This window comes from Sphingobium sp. BHU LFT2, from assembly GCF_018604485.1.
Lineage (GTDB): Bacteria > Pseudomonadota > Alphaproteobacteria > Sphingomonadales > Sphingomonadaceae > Sphingobium > Sphingobium yanoikuyae_A.
Window position 1 is genome coordinate 128873 of sequence record NZ_JAFCGW010000012.1, and the last position, 18929, is coordinate 147801.

The window sequence follows — 18929 nt, forward strand, 5'->3', positions numbered from 1 at the left end:
CCATCCTATTGCGCGTCCAGGATCAGCAGGGCGACACCCTGGCGCGGAAGCGCAAGATCGATGCTGGCCGCGCCACGTGGGCCGGCGACAGCGACCGTCTCCGCCTTCATGACCGACGCGGCCTCCAACTGCGCATATTGATCCTGATCGGGCGACTGGGGCGAGCCCATCTTCTTCCAGGCGGCAAAGGCATTTGCATGATCGCCATCCACTCGCCACAGCGTCGCCGAGGACGGCGCAGCCTTCAGTCCCTTCAAGCCGATCTTCAGCTGCGCATCCGGCCCAGCGACATCATCGTCATGATAATGCCAGAGTAGCAAGGCGACCTTGCCGTCCGCTGTGCGGGTGGCGATCGACCCAATATCGGCATCACCCTGGATGCCCTTCGTCATCGCCTGATCGAGCGGGATCTGCGCGCTGTTGACGGTTGAGAGCTTCGTTTCGCCAAGCTGCGCAAACATGCGGAAGACATTGAGAACCGGCAAGTCGACGCCATTGGTCGAGAGCTGGCGATAACCTGCGAACCAAGGCTGATCCTCGAACTCGAACGACCAGGACAGGACACCTTCCAGATTGACCTTTCTCCGTTCCGCCAATTCCCAGATGCGCGCGAAGCTGGCGGCGGTGTAGCTCGAATACATGGTACCGTTGCGATAGTCGTTCTGCGGCCCCGGACAGGCCGCGCAGCCTTCGGGATCGCTTTCGCCGATCACCACCGGCTTCCCGGCCAGCGACGGGATTGACAGCACTTTGGTAAAGCCGCGATCCGTTTCCCGCAAATGGGTCGCGATCCCCATGCGGACATGCCCGTCGACAAATTCCGGTCGGCCCTTGGCATGGAAGGACAGGAAATCGGTGGGCGTCCCGGTCTGGCCGGTCACATAATTCTTGCCGGACGACACATGCCTCAGGAAGCCGTCCATGAAAGCGCCGCCAGCGCCCGCGACGTCCGGACCGCCGACCCGCGCGGTCGGCAGCGCCCGACGCACCGCGCCGATCGCATAGTCATGAAGCTTGTAGAATTCCTCCGGCGAAGCGGTCCAGTAGAAGGGCGAGTTCGGCTCGTTCCAGACCTCGAAATACCATTTCTCGACCTCGGCCTTGCCGTATTTCTCGATATTGTGGAGCGTCCACTGATAGACCAGTTCCGCCCATTTCTCGTAATCCTTGGGGGGATAGGTCCAGCCGGTCGCGATCAGCTTGTAATCGAACCCGGGCCGCCAGCTATGCTGATAGGGCGTGCCGGCCGGCGCAGATGACATGGCTTCGGGCATGAAGCCGATCTGGAGATAAGGTCGGACGCCGCGAGCCAGATAGGTATCGATGATGCCGTCGACAACTTTCCAATCATAGACGGGTTTGCCGTCCCTGGTTTCGGTATAGGCGTTGCTGCTGCCCCATTTGAAGGCGGCGGTGCCATCGCCGCTGCTCAACAGGTTATGGGCACGGAAATAGACCTCGCCCTTCTTCAGTTCGCCCAGTTCGACCAGCAATTTCCGGCCGTCCTTCATGGTCGCATAATTGGGCTCGTCCGCGCCGAAGAAGCGCCAGACGGGCGGCAGCTTGCCTGCTGGCTTGGCCGCGTCCACGCTGATCGCGACCTGCCGCGCCGGCACTGTCTGGCCATGGGCCAGTTGCGGCAGCGCCAGCAGCACCGACAGCGAGGCGATCACTCGGGAAATGGTCATGGAACATCCTCTCGATATGGGTTTGTTCAAAGCTTTGCCCGGAAACCAAGGGCAAAGGTGCGCGTGTAAAGAACCGTGTCGCGCGGATAGAGACTGGGGTCGTTGAAAGAGGTTTGATAGAGATTTTTCAGAATGTTGGTCGCGTCGAACACGACCGTGAACTGGGGATTGATCTCGTAGGACAAAGACAGGTCCAGATTGCTGATCGCACCGTTGGTAATGAAATTGGGATTGACCCCAGTAAAATGCAGGCCAGCATTATATTTGTCGCGCCAAACATAGGAGGCGCGACCGGAAAAGCCGCCCTTCTCATAGATGAGCGTGGCGGTACCGGAATATTTGGACACATTCTGGAAGGGGATGTCCATATAGCCGGTAACGCCAGGCAGCGGCGAGAGCGCCTTGTTGTTGCCATCGATATAGGTGCCGTTGGCACTGATACCGATGCCGTCCAGCCATTGCGGCAGTCCCTTGGGGAAGAAGGTGAAGCCGCCCTCGATTCCCTGCAGGCGTCCCGAACCGGAATTTTCCGGGCGGGTAATCTGATAGACGCCATTGTCGTCGCCCAGATAATCGATGTCGAAATTGCTGGTAACCGACTGGATGAAGCCCTTGACGTCGCGACGGAAGATCGTGGCGGTGATCGAGCTGGAACGGTCGATATACCATTCGAGCGACAGGTCGTAATTGTCGGAGCGGATCGGTTTCAGATCGGCGTTGCCGCTCGTTCCCCGGCCGAACGGTTGCTGACCGGGTACCGGTGGCGTCAAAGTGAGCGCCGGATTGAGCTGTGCGAAGCTCGGGCGCGTGATCGTCTTGCTGGCAGCGAAGCGCAGGAAGAGATTGTCCTTCAGCCTGTAGCGCAGCGCCAGGCTGGGCAACACATCCGTGCTCTTGTTCCGGATCGTGACGGGTGAGGTGGCGCCGCGCAGAACCAAGAAGGCATTGGATGTGATGTCGGTGCGGATCACGCGCACGCCGACCTGCCCGTCCAGTTGTCCGACCTCGATATTGGCCTGGCCATAGCCGGCCTGGTTTTTCTCCTTGATGTCAAAGTGCTGGGTATCCTGGAAAGCCGGATCACCGGGCGCGAGACCGAATAATTGCCGTAGCGATCCGATATTGTTCAGCAGATATTCGGTGCCCGGCGTTGCCCATTGCTCCACGAACTTGCCGGTTCCCGTATCGAATCCGCCAGGTGTCACCGTCATCAGCCCCGGCAGGCTGGCCGCCTTGACAGCATAGCATTTGACCGCAACCGCCGGACCGCAATTCACGGTCTGGGTGAAACTGTCCGACTGCGCATCGCGCTGGCTGAGCCGAAGGCCCGTATCCAGCCTGGAAAAGATCAGGAAAGGCGCGCGGTAGGAGAGATCGCCCCGCCAGGCCCATTCCCTGCCGTCGCCGATCGTGCGCGTGGTGGACAGGCGAGACAGATAATAGCGGTCCGGATCGGCAATGTCGTCATTGGGTAGGGAGAAATAGGGGGTGCCCGATCCATCATTGAAGACGGCATCGGTGCGGGACGCGATGAAGTCGACGTCCAGATTATTGCCGACGTCGCTGGCCTTAGACCTTGTGTAGGACAGTTCCGTCGCGGCCTTCCAGTCGTTGACCTCCCAATCCGCACCGATCGCCCCTTGCCAGCGATCCGCCTTGTTTCGGTAGGCCGTGCCGAAATTGGAGACACGCCCGCCGCTGATGCTGAGCGATTCTACCAGCTTGGTATCGCCCACGAATGCGAGCGGCGAGCGCAATGTGCCATTCATCGACGTGAAATTCTGATTGCCGTTGCCGCGTTCGCGATAGCCGTAGAAAAGGCCGTCGGCATGAATGGTCAGGCGATCATCCGGCGCCCATTGCAGCGTGACATTGACGGCCGGGCGGGTCCGGGTGCCGATCCGGTCGAAGGCACCGATAACGTCGGTCCGAAACACGGCAGGGTCATTTGCGCCGTTACCGCGCGGGTCGAGCGGGACGCCCGGGGTGTAGGGCGCGCGGCTATTGTCGAGATTATAGCCGAAATATCCGCCGCTATAGACCGTGAAGTCGCGATAGCGGGTCTTGTGGTAGGAGACGCTCACCAATGCGCCAATCTCGCCGATGCCGGTCGACCAGCGATTGCTGATGAGCGCGCTGGCATAGGGATCGATCGTATCGGGCTGCTCGCTATAGACTTCGCGCCCGGCCAGCGCGACTTCCAGCCCCTTGAAGTCGAAGGGCCGGCGGGTGCGCACGTTGATGAGCCCGGCAATGCCGCCTTCCAGTTGATCGGCGGAACGCGATTTGTAGACGTCGACGCCGGCAACCAGGTCTGCCGGCACATCGGCCAGCGACAGGGAACGGCCGGTGGTACTGAAGATGTTGCGGCCGTTGACCAATGTCACGACGTCGGGAAGGCCACGGATCAGCACGGTCGCGGATTCGCCGCGCGCGCGGGGCGAAACCTGGATGCCGGGCACGCGCTGAAGCGCCTCGACCACATTGTTGTCGGGTAGCTTGCCGATATCCTCGGCAACGACAGAATCCACCAACTGCTGCGCATTGCGCTTGATGTTTTGCGCCGACGAAAGGCTGGCTCGCATGCCGGTGACGATGATGTCGACATCGCTCACGCCCGTCCCGCTCGCCTCCGCACCAACCTGTGCCATGGCCCCTTGCGCCGCCAGCAACGCGACCAATGAGATGGACAGCTTCATAGCGCCTTTCATCATAGCAATCCCTCCGAGTCATTTTTATTTCTCATACTAGATTATGCGAATTAAAGGTGGTTTCAAGCGATATTTTGACGGAGTAATAGGGACATGTCGAAAACTCTTCATTTTTCCTCATACCAGTTCTGGCAAATGCCGGATCAGGCTTGACGATCGCAGCCGCAAATCGGACGAGAACCTATGACGCAAGCAGATGAGCACCCACTGTCCCGCCCCGCCAGCCAGCCCCAGCGCGCCGTGCACGACAGGATCGCGCATGACCTGGGCATCGCCATCGTGGGCGGCCGCTATCAGCCGGGAGACATATTGCCAGGCGAGGAGCGCTATAGCGCCGAACAGGGCATCTCGCGGACCGCCTATCGTGAGGCGGTCCGCGTCCTGTCAGCCAAGGGGCTGGTCCACAGCCGGACGAAGAGCGGCACGCGCATCAACGACCGGCTTCGCTGGAACATGCTGGACCTGGACGTTCTTGCATGGATGTTCGAAGCCGGACCCACGCCCGAGTTTCTCCGCGACATCTTCGAATTGCGTATCGTGGTGGAGCCGGCCGCGGCCCAGTTTGCAGCGCTGCGCCGTGATACGCAGGACATTTCACGCATGGGTCATGCGCTCGAGGAAATGCGGCGCTGCGGACTCCAGACGATGGAGGGACGCGCAGCCGACCAGAATTTTCACCGCCAGATCCTGCTCGCAACCCGCAATGAGTCCCTCATCACGCTCGCGACATCGGTCACGGCGGTAGTTGCCTGGACCACGCGCTTTGCGCGCGATGAGCGCCAGGAGTCGCGCGATCCGATGCCCGACCATGACGCCGTTTTCGACGCGATCATGCGAGGAGACGGTGAGGATGCACGTTCGAAAATGCTGCTGCTGATCGGCAATGCATCGAGCGATGCCGGCATGCTGTGAACGAGAAAAACTATTTCTCATACCAGATATTGCAGTATCCGGCAGCAGACCGAACGGAACAACCCGCGCCGTTCACCCCACCTGACACAGCGCTCGCGCTTCGAGCGCGCCCTGCCCGTTCCATATCCGGGTGCCCGACATGAGCTGCCCCAGATCGCTTCCCGCAGGCCGCTGGAACAGGCGCAGCCCGAATTCGGGCAGGATCGCGATCAGATGGTCGAAAATATCGGCCTGTATGCATTCATATTCGGCCCAGACGATGCTGTTAGCGAAGGCGTAGATTTCCAGCGGCAGTCCATGTTCGCTGGGCGCCAGTTGGCGCACCAGCAGGGTCTGGTCGGGCCGGATATTGGGATGCGCGCGCAGATAGGCCAGCACATAAGCGCGAAAGGTGCCGATATTGGTCAAGCGCCGGCCATCCAGCCTGTTGCCCGCTGCATGATCCCCATTCCAGCGCGAGAGATCATCCTGCTTGTCGTGCAGATAGGTCCGGAGCAGGCCGAAGCGCGCGACCGCCGCCAACCCTGTCTCATCAAGAAAGCCGACGCTGTTCTGGTCGATCACCAGCGCCCGCATGATCCGGCGGCCGCCCGATTCCTGCATCCCGCGCCAGTTGCGAAAACTCTCGCTGATCAGCCTGTGCGTCGGGATGGTGGTGATGGTGCGATCGAAATTCTGGACCTTCACCGTGTGCAGCGCGATGTCGATCACGTCGCCATTGGCGTCGAGCTGCGGCATCTCGATCCAGTCGCCCACCCGGATCATGTCGTTGGAGCCGATCTGGACGGATGCGACCAGCGACAGGATCGTGTCCTTGAACACCAGCATCAGCACGGCCGCCATCGCCCCCAGCCCCGACAATAGCAGCAAGGGCGACTGGTCCATCAGCGCCGCGATCATCAGGATGCTCGCCGCGCCATAGACCAGCAGCTTGGCTACCTGCACATAGCCCTTGATCGGCCGGTTCGCGGCATCGGGGCGGCGCTGATACAGGTCGTTGCCGAGCGTCAGCAGGCCGCTCAAGGCGATGGCCAAGGTCAGGATGATGAAGGCGGTGCTCAGGCTGGCGATGAAGCCGGCGAGCCTGACCGGCAGATGCGGGACGGCGGCGACGCCCGACTGGATGATGAGCGCCGGCACGATGTTGGACAGGCGCGCGACGACGGCACCAATATGCGCGGCCTCGACCCGGAACGGCAGATGATCGATCAGTCGCAGCAACAGGGTCAGGACGATACGCTTGGCCACCCAGTTGGCCGCCCAGGCGAATGCGCCAAGCAGCAGCAATCCCGTCATGGCCTGCAACCAGACATTCTCGACATAGCCGCGGGTCAGGATCTGGAGGCTGTCCGACGCGATATAGAGATGGCTGATCATGCGGCACGCTCCCGTCCGAACGGATCGTCGTGGAGCGACCGGCCTGTCGTTTCCGGCATGAAACGGAGCGCAATCAGGCCGATGATGCAGGCTGCCATCATGTAGAAGGCGGGCATGAGTTCATTGCCGGTCGCGCCGATCAGCGCGCTGCCGATCGCCGGCGCGGTGCCGCCGAACAGCGATGTCGACAAATTATAGGCGATCGCGAAGCCGGCGAAGCGGGCGGCGGTGGGAAACAGTGCCGGGAAGGTCGCCGAGATCGTCGCCAGTTGCGGCACATAGAGCAGGCCGAGCAGGACAAAGCCGATGATGGCGCCGGCCAGCCCCGTCGCCATCAGCATGTAGAGCGGGACCACCGCGACCAGCAGGCCAATGAGCGACAGCCGCCACATCGGCCGCCGGCCCACCCGATCGGACATATGCCCGGCGATCGGCAGGAAGACCATCATGAAGAGCATGCCGATGATCGGCACCACCAGAGCCTCGTCCGGGGACAGGCCGATGCGGCGCTGCAAATAGGTCGGCATGTAGCTGAGCAGCGTATAATTGACGACGTTGAGCGCCACGACCAGCCCGCCCACGACCAGCATCGGCCGCTTATGATCACGCAGCAGCCGGGAAAGGGACGGCGATCCGCGGCCTTCGGCCGCCTGCTCGCGGAAGACCGGCGTGTCCTCCATCCTCGACCGCAGATACATGCCGATGAGGCCCATGGGCGCGGCCACCAGGAAGGGAATGCGCCAGCCCCAGGCGTGCATGACCGCATCCCCCAGCAGCAGCGAAAAGCCCAGCATCAGTGCCGCACCGAAGGAGAAGCCGGCGAGCGTGCCGAACTCCAGAAAGCTGCCATAGAAGCCGCGTCGGGCGTCGGGCGCATATTCGGCCATGAAGGTCGCGGCCCCGCCATATTCGCCGCCCGTCGAAAAGCCCTGCACCATGCGCAGAATGATGAGCAGCGCGGGCGCCGCCCAGCCGATCTGCGCATAGGAGGGGATGAGGCCGACGGCCAGCGTCGCGCCCGACATCAGCAATATGGTCAGCGCCAGCACCGACTTGCGCCCCAACCGATCGCCCAGTGGTCCCCAGAACAGGCCACCAAGCGGCCGGACGAGGAAGGAAATGGCAAAGGTCGCCAGCGCGAACAGAATGGCATCGTCCACCGCGCCGGGAAAGAGCGCGGCGGAGATATAGGTCACGCCATAGGCATAGATGCCATAGTCGAACCATTCGGTGGCATTGCCCAGCGCCGACGCGGCAATGGCCCGGCGCAAGGTGGCCTTGTCGGCCTGCACCGGGGCAGCAGGGCTGGCAGGAACGGCGGAAGCGGTCATTCAGTCTGTCCGTCTACGGTATTGGGATCGAGCAGCGAGGCCACGGGCGTGGTGCGCGGCACGATCTGGAAGTCCTGCTGGTCGGGCACCGGCACGGGCGGGGTCGCCGTCTGGCGCCAGAGGCCGAAGGCCAGCGTCGCGCCGGCACACAGGGCAATGAAGAGAAAGAGGCCGCTCGTCGGCGCCAGGCTCATCAGCAGCGCAGCACCGAGCGGGCCGATCGCCGCGCCGACCGAATAGAGCAGCACCAGCCGCCCGCTCGCCGCGACCCGCTCGGTCGCGAGCAGCCGGTCGTTGCAGTGCGCGACGCAGAGCGGATAGAGGGCGAAGCTGAGGCCGCCGAACAGGGCGCCGAGCGCCAGCAGCCACGGGCCGCCCGACACCAGCATCGCCAGCGCCGTGCAGACAGCCAGCGTCGCGGCAAAGCAGCCGACGATCACCCGCCGCCGGTCGAGCCGGTCAGACAGACGCCCCAACGGCCATTGCAGCGCGACGCCGCCCAGGATGACAATCATCATGAAGCTGGCGGTCGCGCCAAGATCCAGCCCCAGCCGGCGCACATGCACCGCCGCCATGCCATAGAAGGCGCCCAGCATCAGCCCGGTCGCGACCGACCCGACCGTGCCAAGCGGTGACGCGGCATAAAGGGCGCGGATGGTGAAGGCCTGCGCATCGACCGGCGCGGGCGCGCTGCTGCGCGTCAGGCAGAGCGGGATGATGGCCAGGGAAATGAGGATGGAGGCGATCTGGAATGGCACCGCCGGCAACGCACCGCTGGCGCCCAGCAGCAATTGCCCGACCGCCTGCCCGGAATAAAGGGCGACCATATAGGCGGCGAGCACGCTGCCGCGCGTTTCCGCCTCCGCCCGGTCGTTGAGCCAGCTTTCGAGGCAGATGAACACGCCCGCGACGCAGATGCCGTCGATCAGGCGCAAGCAGGCCCAGAAGAGCGGATATTGGACCAGCGCATAGGCCAATGTGCTGGCCGACAGCAGCGAGACGAAGGCGGCGAAGGCGCGGATATGCCCCACCTGTCGCACGATCGCCCCGGCCCGCAACGCACCCACCACAAGTCCACCGAAATAGGCGGTGGCGACCGCACCGATCGCCATCGTGCCCGCCCCTGCCCGCTCCAGCCGCAGGCCGATCAGCGTGGACAGGAAGCCGCTGCCCGCCATCAACATGAAGATGGCGAGCAGCAGGCTACGGACGGGGTGGATCGCGGCGAACATGGGGGATGACCGGGGGCGGATCAGGCCGCGCGCCGATCCTCCGCCGGTTCCGCCCCCTCCTCCACCAGGGCACGGTGCAGCGCGCCCACGGCGGTCTCATAATGATCGACATCGACGATGAACTGCACGTCGACATTGCGGATCTGGTGCTGCATCGCGACGATCGGCACATGGGCATCGGCCAGCGCCCGAAGGGCATCGGGCACCAGTCCCGGCCGCGCGATGTCGCTGCCGATGACCGACACGATCGCCACCGGCTGGGCCGATATGGCAGCGTCGGGATAGCGCGCCTGCAAATCCGCGATCACCCGCTTCACCGTCGCCGCATCGGCGGACAGATAATGGGTGATGGTGTTGGCGTTGGACGCCTTGCTGACGATCCAGGCGCCATGGCGGGCCAGCGCGTCCAATATGGCCGCGTCATAGCCTTTCACGCCGACCATATCCTGCTCGAAGAACTGGAGCGCCTGCGCTTGGCGCACGCCAGTGACGATCTCGACGCGCGGCGTGTCGGAAACATAGCTGCCGCAGATCAGCGTGCCGCCATCTTCCCGATCGAACGTGTTGCGCACCCGCAGCGGAATGTCGGTCTGGCGCAGCCCCCTGCCGGCGCCGGGATGGATCGCCTCCATGCCCAGATTGGCAAGCTGGTCCGCCACGTCATAGTTGGTGCGGCCGATCTTGCGCGCCTTGTCCGTGCCCACCAGGCGCGGGTCCGCACTCGACAGGTGGAACTCCTTGTGGATGATCGCCTCGCGCGCCTTGGTCAGTACGGCAATGCGCGAAAAGGTCATTTCCGAATAGCCACGGGCATAGAGGCGCACCATGCCCTCGCTGCATCCGGCATAGCCGGTGACGATCGGCAGGGTGGTTGCCAGATCGATCGGCGCGAACGCCTGGCCGATCCGGTCGTCCAGCTCGCGCATGTCCTGCTGGTCCCACAGGGTCAGGTCGACAAACTGCGCATTGACGCCCCGGTCGCGCAGCAGCAGCGCGGTCGAATGCGCACTATGCGCTTCGCCGAGACCCGCCAGCAGTTCGCGCACCGTCACCAGTTGTTCCTTGACGCAGAAGCGACCATGGCTGCGCAGCCGCGCCAGATCATCAAGGCAGGCGGCGACCGCATCGATCCGCATGTCGACAAAGGCATTGGCCTCCGCCAACCGGTCGGCGCGGACGAACATCGTCGCATTGCGCTCCTGCATGGCGCGGCGCACCGCCTCCATCGCCTGGCGCCAGCCGTCCGCATCCTCGTCCGCCACGAAGCGGGCATAGACACCCGGTTCGCCGCTTTTCTTGTGCTCCAGCAGCAGGTCGGTCATGCCGGCATAGGCCGACACGACGAAGATGCGGTTGTAAAGGTCCGCGCCCTTGCGGCCGGCGATCAGCACATTGTCGAACAATGTCGCGGTCGCGGCCATGGACGTGCCGCCGATCTTCTCGACGCTATGCAGGCTGCTCATGCCAGCGCCTCCTGCATCAGGGGACCGGTGACAGGAGCGATGACCGGCGGCTCGCCGCGCGCGGCGATGAAGGCAGGGCGCGGCCGGTCGACACCAAAGGGCGCCTCCAGCCGGTTGGACACCGCATTATAGACCAGAAAGGCATTGGCGCGCGGGAAAGGTGTGATGTTACCGTTCGACCCGTGCATGATGTTGCAGTCGAAGATCACCACCGATCCGGGCTTGCCGGTCGGCGCGACAATGCCATGATGGTGCGCCAGTTCGGCCAGGCTATCCTCATCGGGAACGCCATATTCCTGGCGCTTGAGCGACTGGCGATAATGGTCCTCGGGCGTCTCGCCGACGCAGGTCAGATACTGGCGATGCGATCCGGGGATCAGCATCAGCGGACCGTTATGCGGCGTGTTTTCGGCCAGCAGCACCGACATGGACAGCGCGCGCATGCGCGGCATGCCATCCTCCACATGCCAGGTCTCGAAATCACTGTGCCAGTAGAATTCCTTGCCCTGGAAACCGGGCTTATAGTTAAGCCGCGACTGGTGGATATAGACATCGTCACCCAGCAGGAAGCGGGCCACGCCGGCCAGGCGGCTGTCCGCCGCCAGCCGCTCGATTACCCGGCTCTGGGCATGGATGCGGAAGATGGAACGAACTTCCCTGCCGCCCGGTTCGGTGATCACCGTTTCGGCTTCCAGCGCATCGGGATCGGCCAGCAGCTTGCGGGCCTCGTGCTGGAGGAAGGCGACTTCCGCGTCGGAGAAAATGTCTTCCAGCACCAGATAGCCGTCGCGCTCGAAGCCTTCGGCCTGGTCGCGGCTGATCGGCGCGCCAACGCTCCAGTCGGCATGGACGACCGGATCGTGGCGCGGCAGGAATTCCGCCATGTCGGCATGGCGGGACGGGTAGAGGTCTTTCATGGGACTCCCCCTTTTTCAATCTAAGGTAATAAAGGCGTGGCTGGCTCGGGCAGGCCCCAAGCCAGAGCTTGATCCGTTCATACTGAATCGGATCAAGCTCCAATTTTCGTTGTTGTCCGCATTTTCCGAGTCAGCAGATGTGGCCATCTGCTTTGAAAATGCTGGAGCGTCACGCATCAGTCGGCCAGCGCAGGTTCGCGCGCGGCGCTGATATCAGCGGGATAGGCGCCATTCTCGTCATGCACTTCCTTGCCGGTAACCGGCGGATTGAAGGTGCAGGCGCACAGGATATCGGTTTCCGGCCGCACGATATGCTGGTCATGGGCATTGAGCGCATACATGACGCCGGGCGCCAGCTGATGGGTGATGCCGGTGCCCAGATCCTCGATCGTGCCGGTGCCCTTGAGCACCAGCACGGCCTCCAGATGGTTCTGGTAGTGCATGTGCAGTTCCTCGCCCGCGTACATGGTGGTGACGTGGAAGGAAAAGCCCATATTGTCGTCCTTCAGCAGAAGGCGGGCACTTTCCCAGCCCTTGGACTTCACATTGCGGTCGGACTTGCGGATGTCCTGAAGCTTGCGAACGATCATGTCTGAAATCTCCTCTTATTCTGCGGCGACGCCATAAGTGACGGTCAGCGCGGACCGGATGCTCTCCTCGAGAATGTCGAGGCCGGCCGACAGCACGGCGTCCTCGATCACGAGGGGCGCCAGTATCTTGACGATCTCGTCATGCGCGCCGCTGGTTTCGATGATGAGCCCCTGCGCAAAGCAGGCGGCGGTGATGGTCTGAGCGATTTCGCCCGATCCGACGTCGATGCCGCGCATCATGCCGCGGCCGCGCGTCGACAGGCCATGTTCGGCCGCCATCGCGTCCAGCCGCCGTTCCAGCAGCGCGCCGCGACGGGCGATATCCTGTTCGAACTGCGCATCGCCCCAGAAATGGCGCAGCGCGGCGGTGGCGGTGACGAAGGCATGGTTATTGCCCCGGAAGGTGCCATTATGTTCGCCCGGCGCCCATTGATCCAGTTCCGGACGGAACAGCGTGAGCGCGAAGGGCAGGCCCATGCCCGACAGCGACTTCGCCATGGTGACGATGTCGGGGGTGAAGCCCATGCCTTCGAAGCTGAAGAAATGGCCGGTACGGCCACAGCCGGCCTGGATGTCGTCGACGATCATCAGCGCGCCATGGCGCCTGGCGATCTCGGCGATCCGGCGCAGCCATTGCGGCGAGGCGGCATTGAGGCCGCCTTCCCCCTGCACCGTTTCCACCAGGATGGCGGCCGGCGCGTCGAGGCCGCTCGACGGATCGGACAGGCGCCGTTCCAGCAGGTCGGCGGTATCGACATTGGGACCATGATAGCCGTCATAGGGTTCATGGGCGACATGGCTCAGCGGCACGCCCGCGCCGCCGCGCTTGGCGGCATTGCCGGTGCAGGCGAGCGCGCCCAGCGTCATGCCGTGAAAGCCGTTGGTGAAGGCAATCACCAGTTCGCGACCGGTGATCTTGCGCGCCAGCTTGATCGCGGCCTCGACCGCATTGGTGCCGGTCGGCCCGGTGAACATGGCGCGATAATCAAGCCCGCGGGGACGCAGGATCACATCCTCCAGCGTGGCAAGGAAGTCGGCCTTGGCATCGGTGTGCAGGTCGAGGCCATGGGTGATACCGTCGCCGGCGATATAGTCGACCAGCGCGGCCTTCAGGACCGGGTGGTTATGGCCATAATTGAGCGTGGAGCAACCCGACAGGAAATCGAGATAGCGGCCGCCCTGATTGTCGTGCATCCACACGCCTTCCGCACGGTTGAACTGGCGCGGCATGGCGCGGGCATAGCTGCGCACGGCGGACTCGCGCCGCTCATAAATGGCCGTGTCGGGCATGGTGCTGGTGGGTTTGGGCTGGGTCGTGACGGTCATGGTTTCAATCTCTCTCAACTCTGTGCCGGGGTCGGCAGCGGGCCGATGCGCGCCTGCCATTCGGTGGCGTGGGCGCCGGCAAAATGGGCCTGTTCTTCAAAGCGGGCGGTCTTTTCGATCCGAACGCCCCACCGCCGCGCCAGCCCCTGGAACAGGGCCCAGGAGGCGCGATTATCGTCGGTGATGGTCGTCGTCAGATGGGCGACGCCGGCCTGTTCGGGCCGAGCCAGCAGCGCCTCGATCATGCGCCCGGCAAGGCGCTGGCCACGCGCGGCAGACGACACCGCGACCTGCCAGACGAAGAAATTCTCGGGCGCTGCCGGCGGGCGATAGCCCGATACCCAGCCGACCACCGCACCGCCGCGCTCTGCGACGATGCAACTGTCGGCAAAGTCCGTGCATTGCAGCAGGTTGCAATAGGCCGAATTGGGATCAAGCGGCGGACAGGCCGCAATCAATCCGCTGATGGCTGGCCCGTCCGTGGCGACGGGCTTGCGTAAGACGATGTCCTGCCCCTCGCCCGATCGAGAGCGCGCAGAAGCCCGTGGCGGCGAAGCAGCCGCTGTAGCTTGGGAATCGAAGATTATTCATCTCCCGAATTATATTTTACTCGGAGAAGCAGATTCTCCGGCGAGACGGGCGGTTATATGCCGATCATCAGCGCCATCTTCAACCCCAAAGCCGAAATTATATTTCATATGATGAAGCATATGATGAGGAACTTTTGGCCCCGTTGGCGCTTTGCGGAACTTCGCGCTATGCGCCGTCCCATGGATTCCGAAATTGCTTCCCTGACCCTGCGCGCGCTGCGCCGCGTCCTGCGCGCGACCGAAATCGGCAGCCGTCAGCTGGCGACGACGACCGGGCTCACCCCCTCACAATTGCTGGTGCTGCGGGAAATCGACACGCGCCTGTCCGTCACCCCCTCCGCCGTGGCGCAGGCGTTGCAATTCAGCCAGGCGACGATCACCGCGATCGTCGACCGGCTGGTCGCGCTCGGCTTCGTCCAGCGCCAGCGCGGCGAGCGCGACAAGCGCCAGATCCACCTGACCCTGCTGCCCGCCGGCCGCGACGCCCTGGCCGACGCCCCCGACCCGCTGCAGAAGCGCTTCACCGATCGCTTCGACGCCCTCCCCACCTGGGAACAGGCCATGATTCTCGCCGCGACGGAAAGGCTGGCGATGCTGATGGACGCAGATTCGATCGACGCCGCACCGCTGCTCGACAGCGGCCGGATCGACCGATCCGAGCCGCTTTGACGCCCCACTGCGCCCTGCCCCCGCACCGTCCCTTCATAGACTATGCATAGATTCCCTATTCGACGCATCGTCTGTCCTTCGGCCGCCGGTCAGGAATCGCTGTCAGTTGCCGCTTCGATCCGTTAGGAGGGCACCATGAACGGGGTTATTTGCATGTTGCGCCATTCCGGCCGCACCCTCCTGATTGCAGGATCGATGCTCATCGGCACTGCTGCGCCTGCGCAGCAGGCCGCGCATGGCTCGCTGCTGGTCGGCGCGGTGGTCGTGCAGCCCTGCCGCATTTCCAGCGACCAGGCTGCTGGAAATTGCGGACAATATCATTATCGCATGGTGAAATCGTCCAGCGACAACGGAACAGTCGCCTCCCTTCGCAGCGGCAATATGGATCACAGCCGGCAGGACGACATCCTGTCCTATGAATTCTGACGGACCGCTCCGTTATCTTGCGACGAACGCGATTTACGCAAAATATTGGTAAAGCCGTCTTTTGCCCAAAAGCGCGTTATTAACCGACATTGACGATACTCCCTCCATCAAAGCTTGAGGTGTTGGAGGACACATGTTTCGTTTCAAACTGGCCGCATCCCTCGCAGCTACGGCCCTGCTCACGGGTCTTGCAGGCACGGCCCAGGCAGCCACCACCACCACGACCTTCCCGGTTACCGCGACCGTGATCAAGGCCTGCGTCGTGTCGGCCACGGCGCTGGCGTTCGGCAACTATGACCCGACCGCAACCGGGCCGACCGACGCCACCTCCACCCTGTCGGTTCTCTGCACGGTCGGCACCACCTACACGGTCGGCCTGACCGCGGGCACGGCATCGGGGGCGACCGTGACCACGCGCAAGATGTCGAGCGGAAGCAATCTGCTGAGCTATGCGCTGTATCAGGATTCGGCGCACACGACGAACTGGGGCAACACGCCTGCGACCGACACCGCCGCCGCGACGGCGCCGGTCGGCACCAATGCCCTGACCGTCTATGGCCGGATCACGGCCGGCCAGAATGTCCCGATCGGTTCCTATAGCGACACCATCACCGTCAACGTCGTCTATTGATCGATCCGGAGCGAGGCAGCCATGCCCAAGATGTTCGCACGATGCGCGGCGGCGACCCTGCTCGCCCTGGCGCAGCCCGCCACTGCCTGGGCCGCGACGCTGAAAATCTATCCGGTCCTGGTCGCGCTTGACGACAAGACCCCGGTCGAGACGATGACGATCGAAAATAGCGGCGATGCCCCCGCCCGCATGCAGGTGCGGGTCGTGTCATGGCGGCAGGATAATGGGCAGGATCTGTTCGAGGAAACACGCGACATCCTGGCCAATCCGCCGCTGTTCGAAATAGCCGCAGGCGGGCAGCAGATTGCGCGCTTCGGCCTGCGCACGGCCGCCACACCGACCGAGAAAAGCTATCGCGTCTTCCTGGAGGAGATCCCGACCGATCGCCCGACCGCCGCTGGCGAGATCCGCACATTGCTGCGCGTCAGCATCCCGATCTTCGTGACCGCGCCCGGTGCGCAGGCATCCCTGGCGTGGCAGCTGACCGCCACCAGTGACAGGCAGCTCACGCTGACCGCACGCAATGAAGGCAGCGCGCACGTTCACCTCAATCGCCTTGACCTGAAGCGGGCCGACGGCACCGCATTGGCGACGAGGCAGGAATCGATCTACATCCTTCCCGGCGCGACACGCAGCTTCCTGTTCGACATGCAACGACCGGTGGGCGGCGGAGAGAAGCTGACGCTGGAGGCGGCCACCGGCCAGCGCAGCCTGACCGCACAGCTCGTCCTCCAGTCGGCATCCCATGCCGGTGGGACGCGCTAGCACCCTTCTTGTCCTGCCCTGCGTCGTGGCCAGTTGCGGCATTGCCAGCGCGCAGGACAGCGCGCCGACGACCGGCGCGATTGCGACGACGGCAGACGCGACGGCGCCCACAATGATGCTGGCCTCGGTCACGCTCAACGGCCGGCTGTTGCCAGGCGACTATCTGCTTGCGCGGCGCGCCGGCGCATTCCTGGTGCGCGTGAAGGATCTGACCGCTTGGCGGATGCGCCCGCCGACCAGCACGGCAATGATGATCGATGGCGACGCCTTTGTCGCGCTATCCGCGCTCGGCGGCGTCGCGGCCGCCTTCGACGAGCCCAACCAGGCCTTGTTGCTGACGGTGTCGCCCGAAGCCTTCGAAGCGACCAGCGTTGCGCCCGCCAGCACCGTCGCCGCGCCCAGCGACAATATGCTCGCCGCCTTCCTCAATTATGACATTTCGGCCGAACATGCCGGCAAGGCGCGCCTGGGCGCCTTTGTAGAGGCGGGGCTGTCCGATGACGGGGGCGTGGTGTCGAACAGCATGTTGCTGGGCAACGGCACGGTCTATGGCCGGGCGACCCGGCTGGACAGCTATTATCTGCGTGACGATCCGATCAACCTGACGCGCCTCGTCATTGGCGATGGCGTGACGGACGCGCGCGACTGGACGCGGCAGATCCGCTTTGGCGGCGTGCGCTTCGGCACCGAGTTCGCCCTGCAGCCAAGCCTCCTGACCTTTCCGACCCCGTCCCTTGCCGGCAGCGCCGCCGTGCCGTCGAACGTGGAGCTGCTGGTGAACGGCACCCAACGCTTCCAGACCGACGTCGGCCAGGGGCCCTTCTCCATCAATCAGGTGCCGCTGGTCACGGGCGCCGGCCAGGTGACGCTGGTGATCCGCGATCCGCTGGGCGTGGAGCGGCGCGTCACGTCCAGCTATTATGTGAGTTCCCGCCTGCTCCGCGCGGGCCTGGCGTCCTGGTCTATGGAGGCAGGAGCCGAACGGCGCGGCTATGGGCTGCGCAGCTTCGGCTATGACAATCCCTTCCTGGCCGGCACCTATCGCCGCGGCCTGACCGACCGGCTGACGATCGAGGGACGGGCCGAAGCCAGCGCCGACGTCACCATGGCCGGCGGCGGCGTCAACATGATCATCGTTCCGATCGGCGAGATCAGCTTGGCGGCAGCGGGATCGACGAGCCAGGCCGGTGAGGGCCTGTTGTATCGGGCGGCCTTCGCCCGCAACGCGCCGACCTGGAACGTCGCTCTCAGTTACCAGCGGGCGTCGAACCGCTATCGCGAAATCGGCGTGGAGCGCGACAGCGAGCGGATCGTGGAACAGGTGCAAGGCTCTGCCGGATGGAGCCTGGGCACGATGGGCACGATCGGCGCATCCTATACCAGCCTGACCTATGCCGACAGCCAGTCTGCCCGCGTCCTGTCGGGCAATTACAGCCTGTCCCTGCGCGACAAGGCCTTTGTCAGCGCCTACGCGATCCGCAGTCGCTTTTCGGAAAGCGGTCATGAAAACAGCATCGGCTTCAACCTGACCATCCCCTTCGGTCCGCGCAGCAGCGCCTATCTCCAGGCCGATCGGGGTGGCGTGCGGGCGGAAATGCGCAGCACCCCGCCGCAAAGCGGAGGCTGGGGCTATCGGGCAGCGATTTCGACCGGCAGCAATGCGCAGCAGCAGGGCGAGATTCTGTGGCGCGGCAATGCGGCGGAGATGACCGCGCAGGTGGACCGTGCCGGCGGACAAACCGGCTGGCGTGTCACCGGCCAGGGCGGGCTGTTGCTGGCCGATGGCGCGCTGTTCCCGACCCGTCGGGTGGAAAGCGGCTTTGCCGTGGTGCGCGTGCCCGGCCAGGCCGATGTCCGCATCTATCAGGAAAACCGGCTGGTCGCGCGGACCGACGCCCATGGCATGGCGATCATTCCCGACCTGCGCCCCTATGAAGTCAATCGCCTCAGTATCGCGGCGGCGGACGTGCCGATCGACATCCGGATGCCCAATGACCAGATCAGGGTGGTGCCGCGCTACCGGGGCGCCGTCAGCGCACGTTTCGTCGCGGTCCGGGAGCATCCGGCGACATTGCGCATCGTCATGCCGGACGGCGCGCCGGCCGAAATCGGCGCCAGCGTCACCGCGGAAGATGAAAAATCCTTTGTCGGCAATGATGGTGCCGTCTTCATCCGTAGCCTTCACCCCGGCATGATGCTGACCGTCGATACGGGGCACGGCCCCTGCCATGTTCGGGTCGACGCCGTGCCGGACGAAATGCTACCAGTGATCGGGCCGCTGACATGCGTGCCATAAGGAGG

The 18929-nt window shown here is 63.9% G+C and carries 16 protein-coding genes; 6 read left to right on the plus strand and 10 right to left on the minus strand.

Features of this window, described 5'->3' with window-relative positions:
• Positions 1–5 precede the first annotated feature (5 nt).
• Positions 6–1688, minus strand: coding sequence for a GH39 family glycosyl hydrolase (locus JQK15_RS19740; protein WP_214867096.1), 1683 nt, complete (start codon positions 1686–1688; stop codon positions 6–8).
• 26 nt (positions 1689–1714) lie between these two features.
• Complete coding sequence (locus JQK15_RS19745) at positions 1715–4387, minus strand: TonB-dependent receptor (protein ID WP_214867098.1); 2673 nt, start codon at positions 4385–4387, stop codon at positions 1715–1717.
• A gap of 195 nt (positions 4388–4582) precedes the next feature.
• On the opposite strand from JQK15_RS19745, the gene JQK15_RS19750 reads away from it, so the two are divergent.
• Positions 4583–5311, plus strand: coding sequence for a FadR/GntR family transcriptional regulator (locus JQK15_RS19750; RefSeq protein WP_017498927.1), 729 nt, complete (start codon positions 4583–4585; stop codon positions 5309–5311).
• Between the two features lie 72 nt (positions 5312–5383).
• On the opposite strand, the gene JQK15_RS19755 is transcribed toward JQK15_RS19750, so the two are convergent.
• The 8 genes from JQK15_RS19755 to ectA all read right to left on the minus strand — a co-directional run bounded on the left by JQK15_RS19755 (position 5384) and on the right by ectA (position 14053).
• Entirely contained in the window at positions 5384–6688 is a 1305-nt protein-coding gene (locus JQK15_RS19755) for a mechanosensitive ion channel family protein (RefSeq protein ID WP_214867100.1), read from the minus strand.
• Complete coding sequence (locus JQK15_RS19760) at positions 6685–8019, minus strand: MFS transporter (protein WP_214867102.1); 1335 nt, start codon at positions 8017–8019, stop codon at positions 6685–6687. The genes JQK15_RS19755 and JQK15_RS19760 overlap by 4 nt, the downstream gene beginning before the upstream one ends.
• Positions 8016–9251: an MFS transporter gene (locus tag JQK15_RS19765; RefSeq protein ID WP_214867105.1), complete on the minus strand. Its 1236-nt coding sequence runs from the start codon at positions 9249–9251 to the stop codon at positions 8016–8018. Before JQK15_RS19765 ends, JQK15_RS19760 begins: the two co-directional genes overlap by 4 nt.
• A gap of 20 nt (positions 9252–9271) precedes the next feature.
• Positions 9272–10714 carry an aspartate kinase gene (locus tag JQK15_RS19770; protein ID WP_214867107.1) on the minus strand — a complete coding sequence of 481 codons (1443 nt, stop codon included), beginning with the start codon at positions 10712–10714 and terminating at the stop codon, positions 9272–9274.
• Complete coding sequence (gene thpD, locus JQK15_RS19775) at positions 10711–11631, minus strand: ectoine hydroxylase (RefSeq protein WP_214867109.1); 921 nt, start codon at positions 11629–11631, stop codon at positions 10711–10713. The genes JQK15_RS19770 and thpD overlap by 4 nt, the downstream gene beginning before the upstream one ends.
• 176 nt (positions 11632–11807) lie before the next feature.
• Complete coding sequence (locus tag JQK15_RS19780) at positions 11808–12221, minus strand: ectoine synthase (protein WP_004208301.1); 414 nt, start codon at positions 12219–12221, stop codon at positions 11808–11810.
• Positions 12222–12236: 15 nt separating this feature from the next.
• Positions 12237–13547, minus strand: coding sequence for a diaminobutyrate--2-oxoglutarate transaminase (gene ectB / locus JQK15_RS19785; protein ID WP_214867111.1), 1311 nt, complete (start codon positions 13545–13547; stop codon positions 12237–12239).
• 14 nt (positions 13548–13561) lie between these two features.
• Positions 13562–14053, minus strand: a complete 492-nt coding sequence (gene ectA, locus JQK15_RS19790; protein ID WP_214867164.1) for a diaminobutyrate acetyltransferase — start codon at positions 14051–14053, stop codon at positions 13562–13564.
• A 264-nt stretch (positions 14054–14317) separates the two neighbouring features.
• On the opposite strand from ectA, the gene JQK15_RS19795 reads away from it, so the two are divergent.
• The 5 genes from JQK15_RS19795 (at position 14318) to JQK15_RS19815 (ending at position 18924) form a co-directional block, all read left to right on the plus strand.
• On the plus strand, positions 14318–14806 hold the full coding sequence (locus tag JQK15_RS19795; RefSeq protein WP_169861750.1) for a MarR family winged helix-turn-helix transcriptional regulator: 489 nt from the start codon (positions 14318–14320) through the stop codon (positions 14804–14806).
• A gap of 135 nt (positions 14807–14941) precedes the next feature.
• Positions 14942–15232 (plus strand): hypothetical protein, encoded by a 291-nt coding sequence (locus tag JQK15_RS19800; RefSeq protein WP_251007882.1) that lies wholly within the window; start codon positions 14942–14944, stop codon positions 15230–15232.
• Positions 15233–15365: 133 nt separating this feature from the next.
• Positions 15366–15863: a Csu type fimbrial protein gene (locus tag JQK15_RS19805; RefSeq protein WP_125989130.1), complete on the plus strand. Its 498-nt coding sequence runs from the start codon at positions 15366–15368 to the stop codon at positions 15861–15863.
• A gap of 21 nt (positions 15864–15884) precedes the next feature.
• Positions 15885–16628 (plus strand): fimbrial biogenesis chaperone, encoded by a 744-nt coding sequence (locus JQK15_RS19810; protein WP_214867112.1) that lies wholly within the window; start codon positions 15885–15887, stop codon positions 16626–16628.
• Complete coding sequence (locus JQK15_RS19815; protein ID WP_251007883.1) at positions 16609–18924, plus strand: fimbria/pilus outer membrane usher protein; 2316 nt, start codon at positions 16609–16611, stop codon at positions 18922–18924. Before JQK15_RS19810 ends, JQK15_RS19815 begins: the two co-directional genes overlap by 20 nt.
• Positions 18925–18929: the final 5 nt, after the last annotated feature.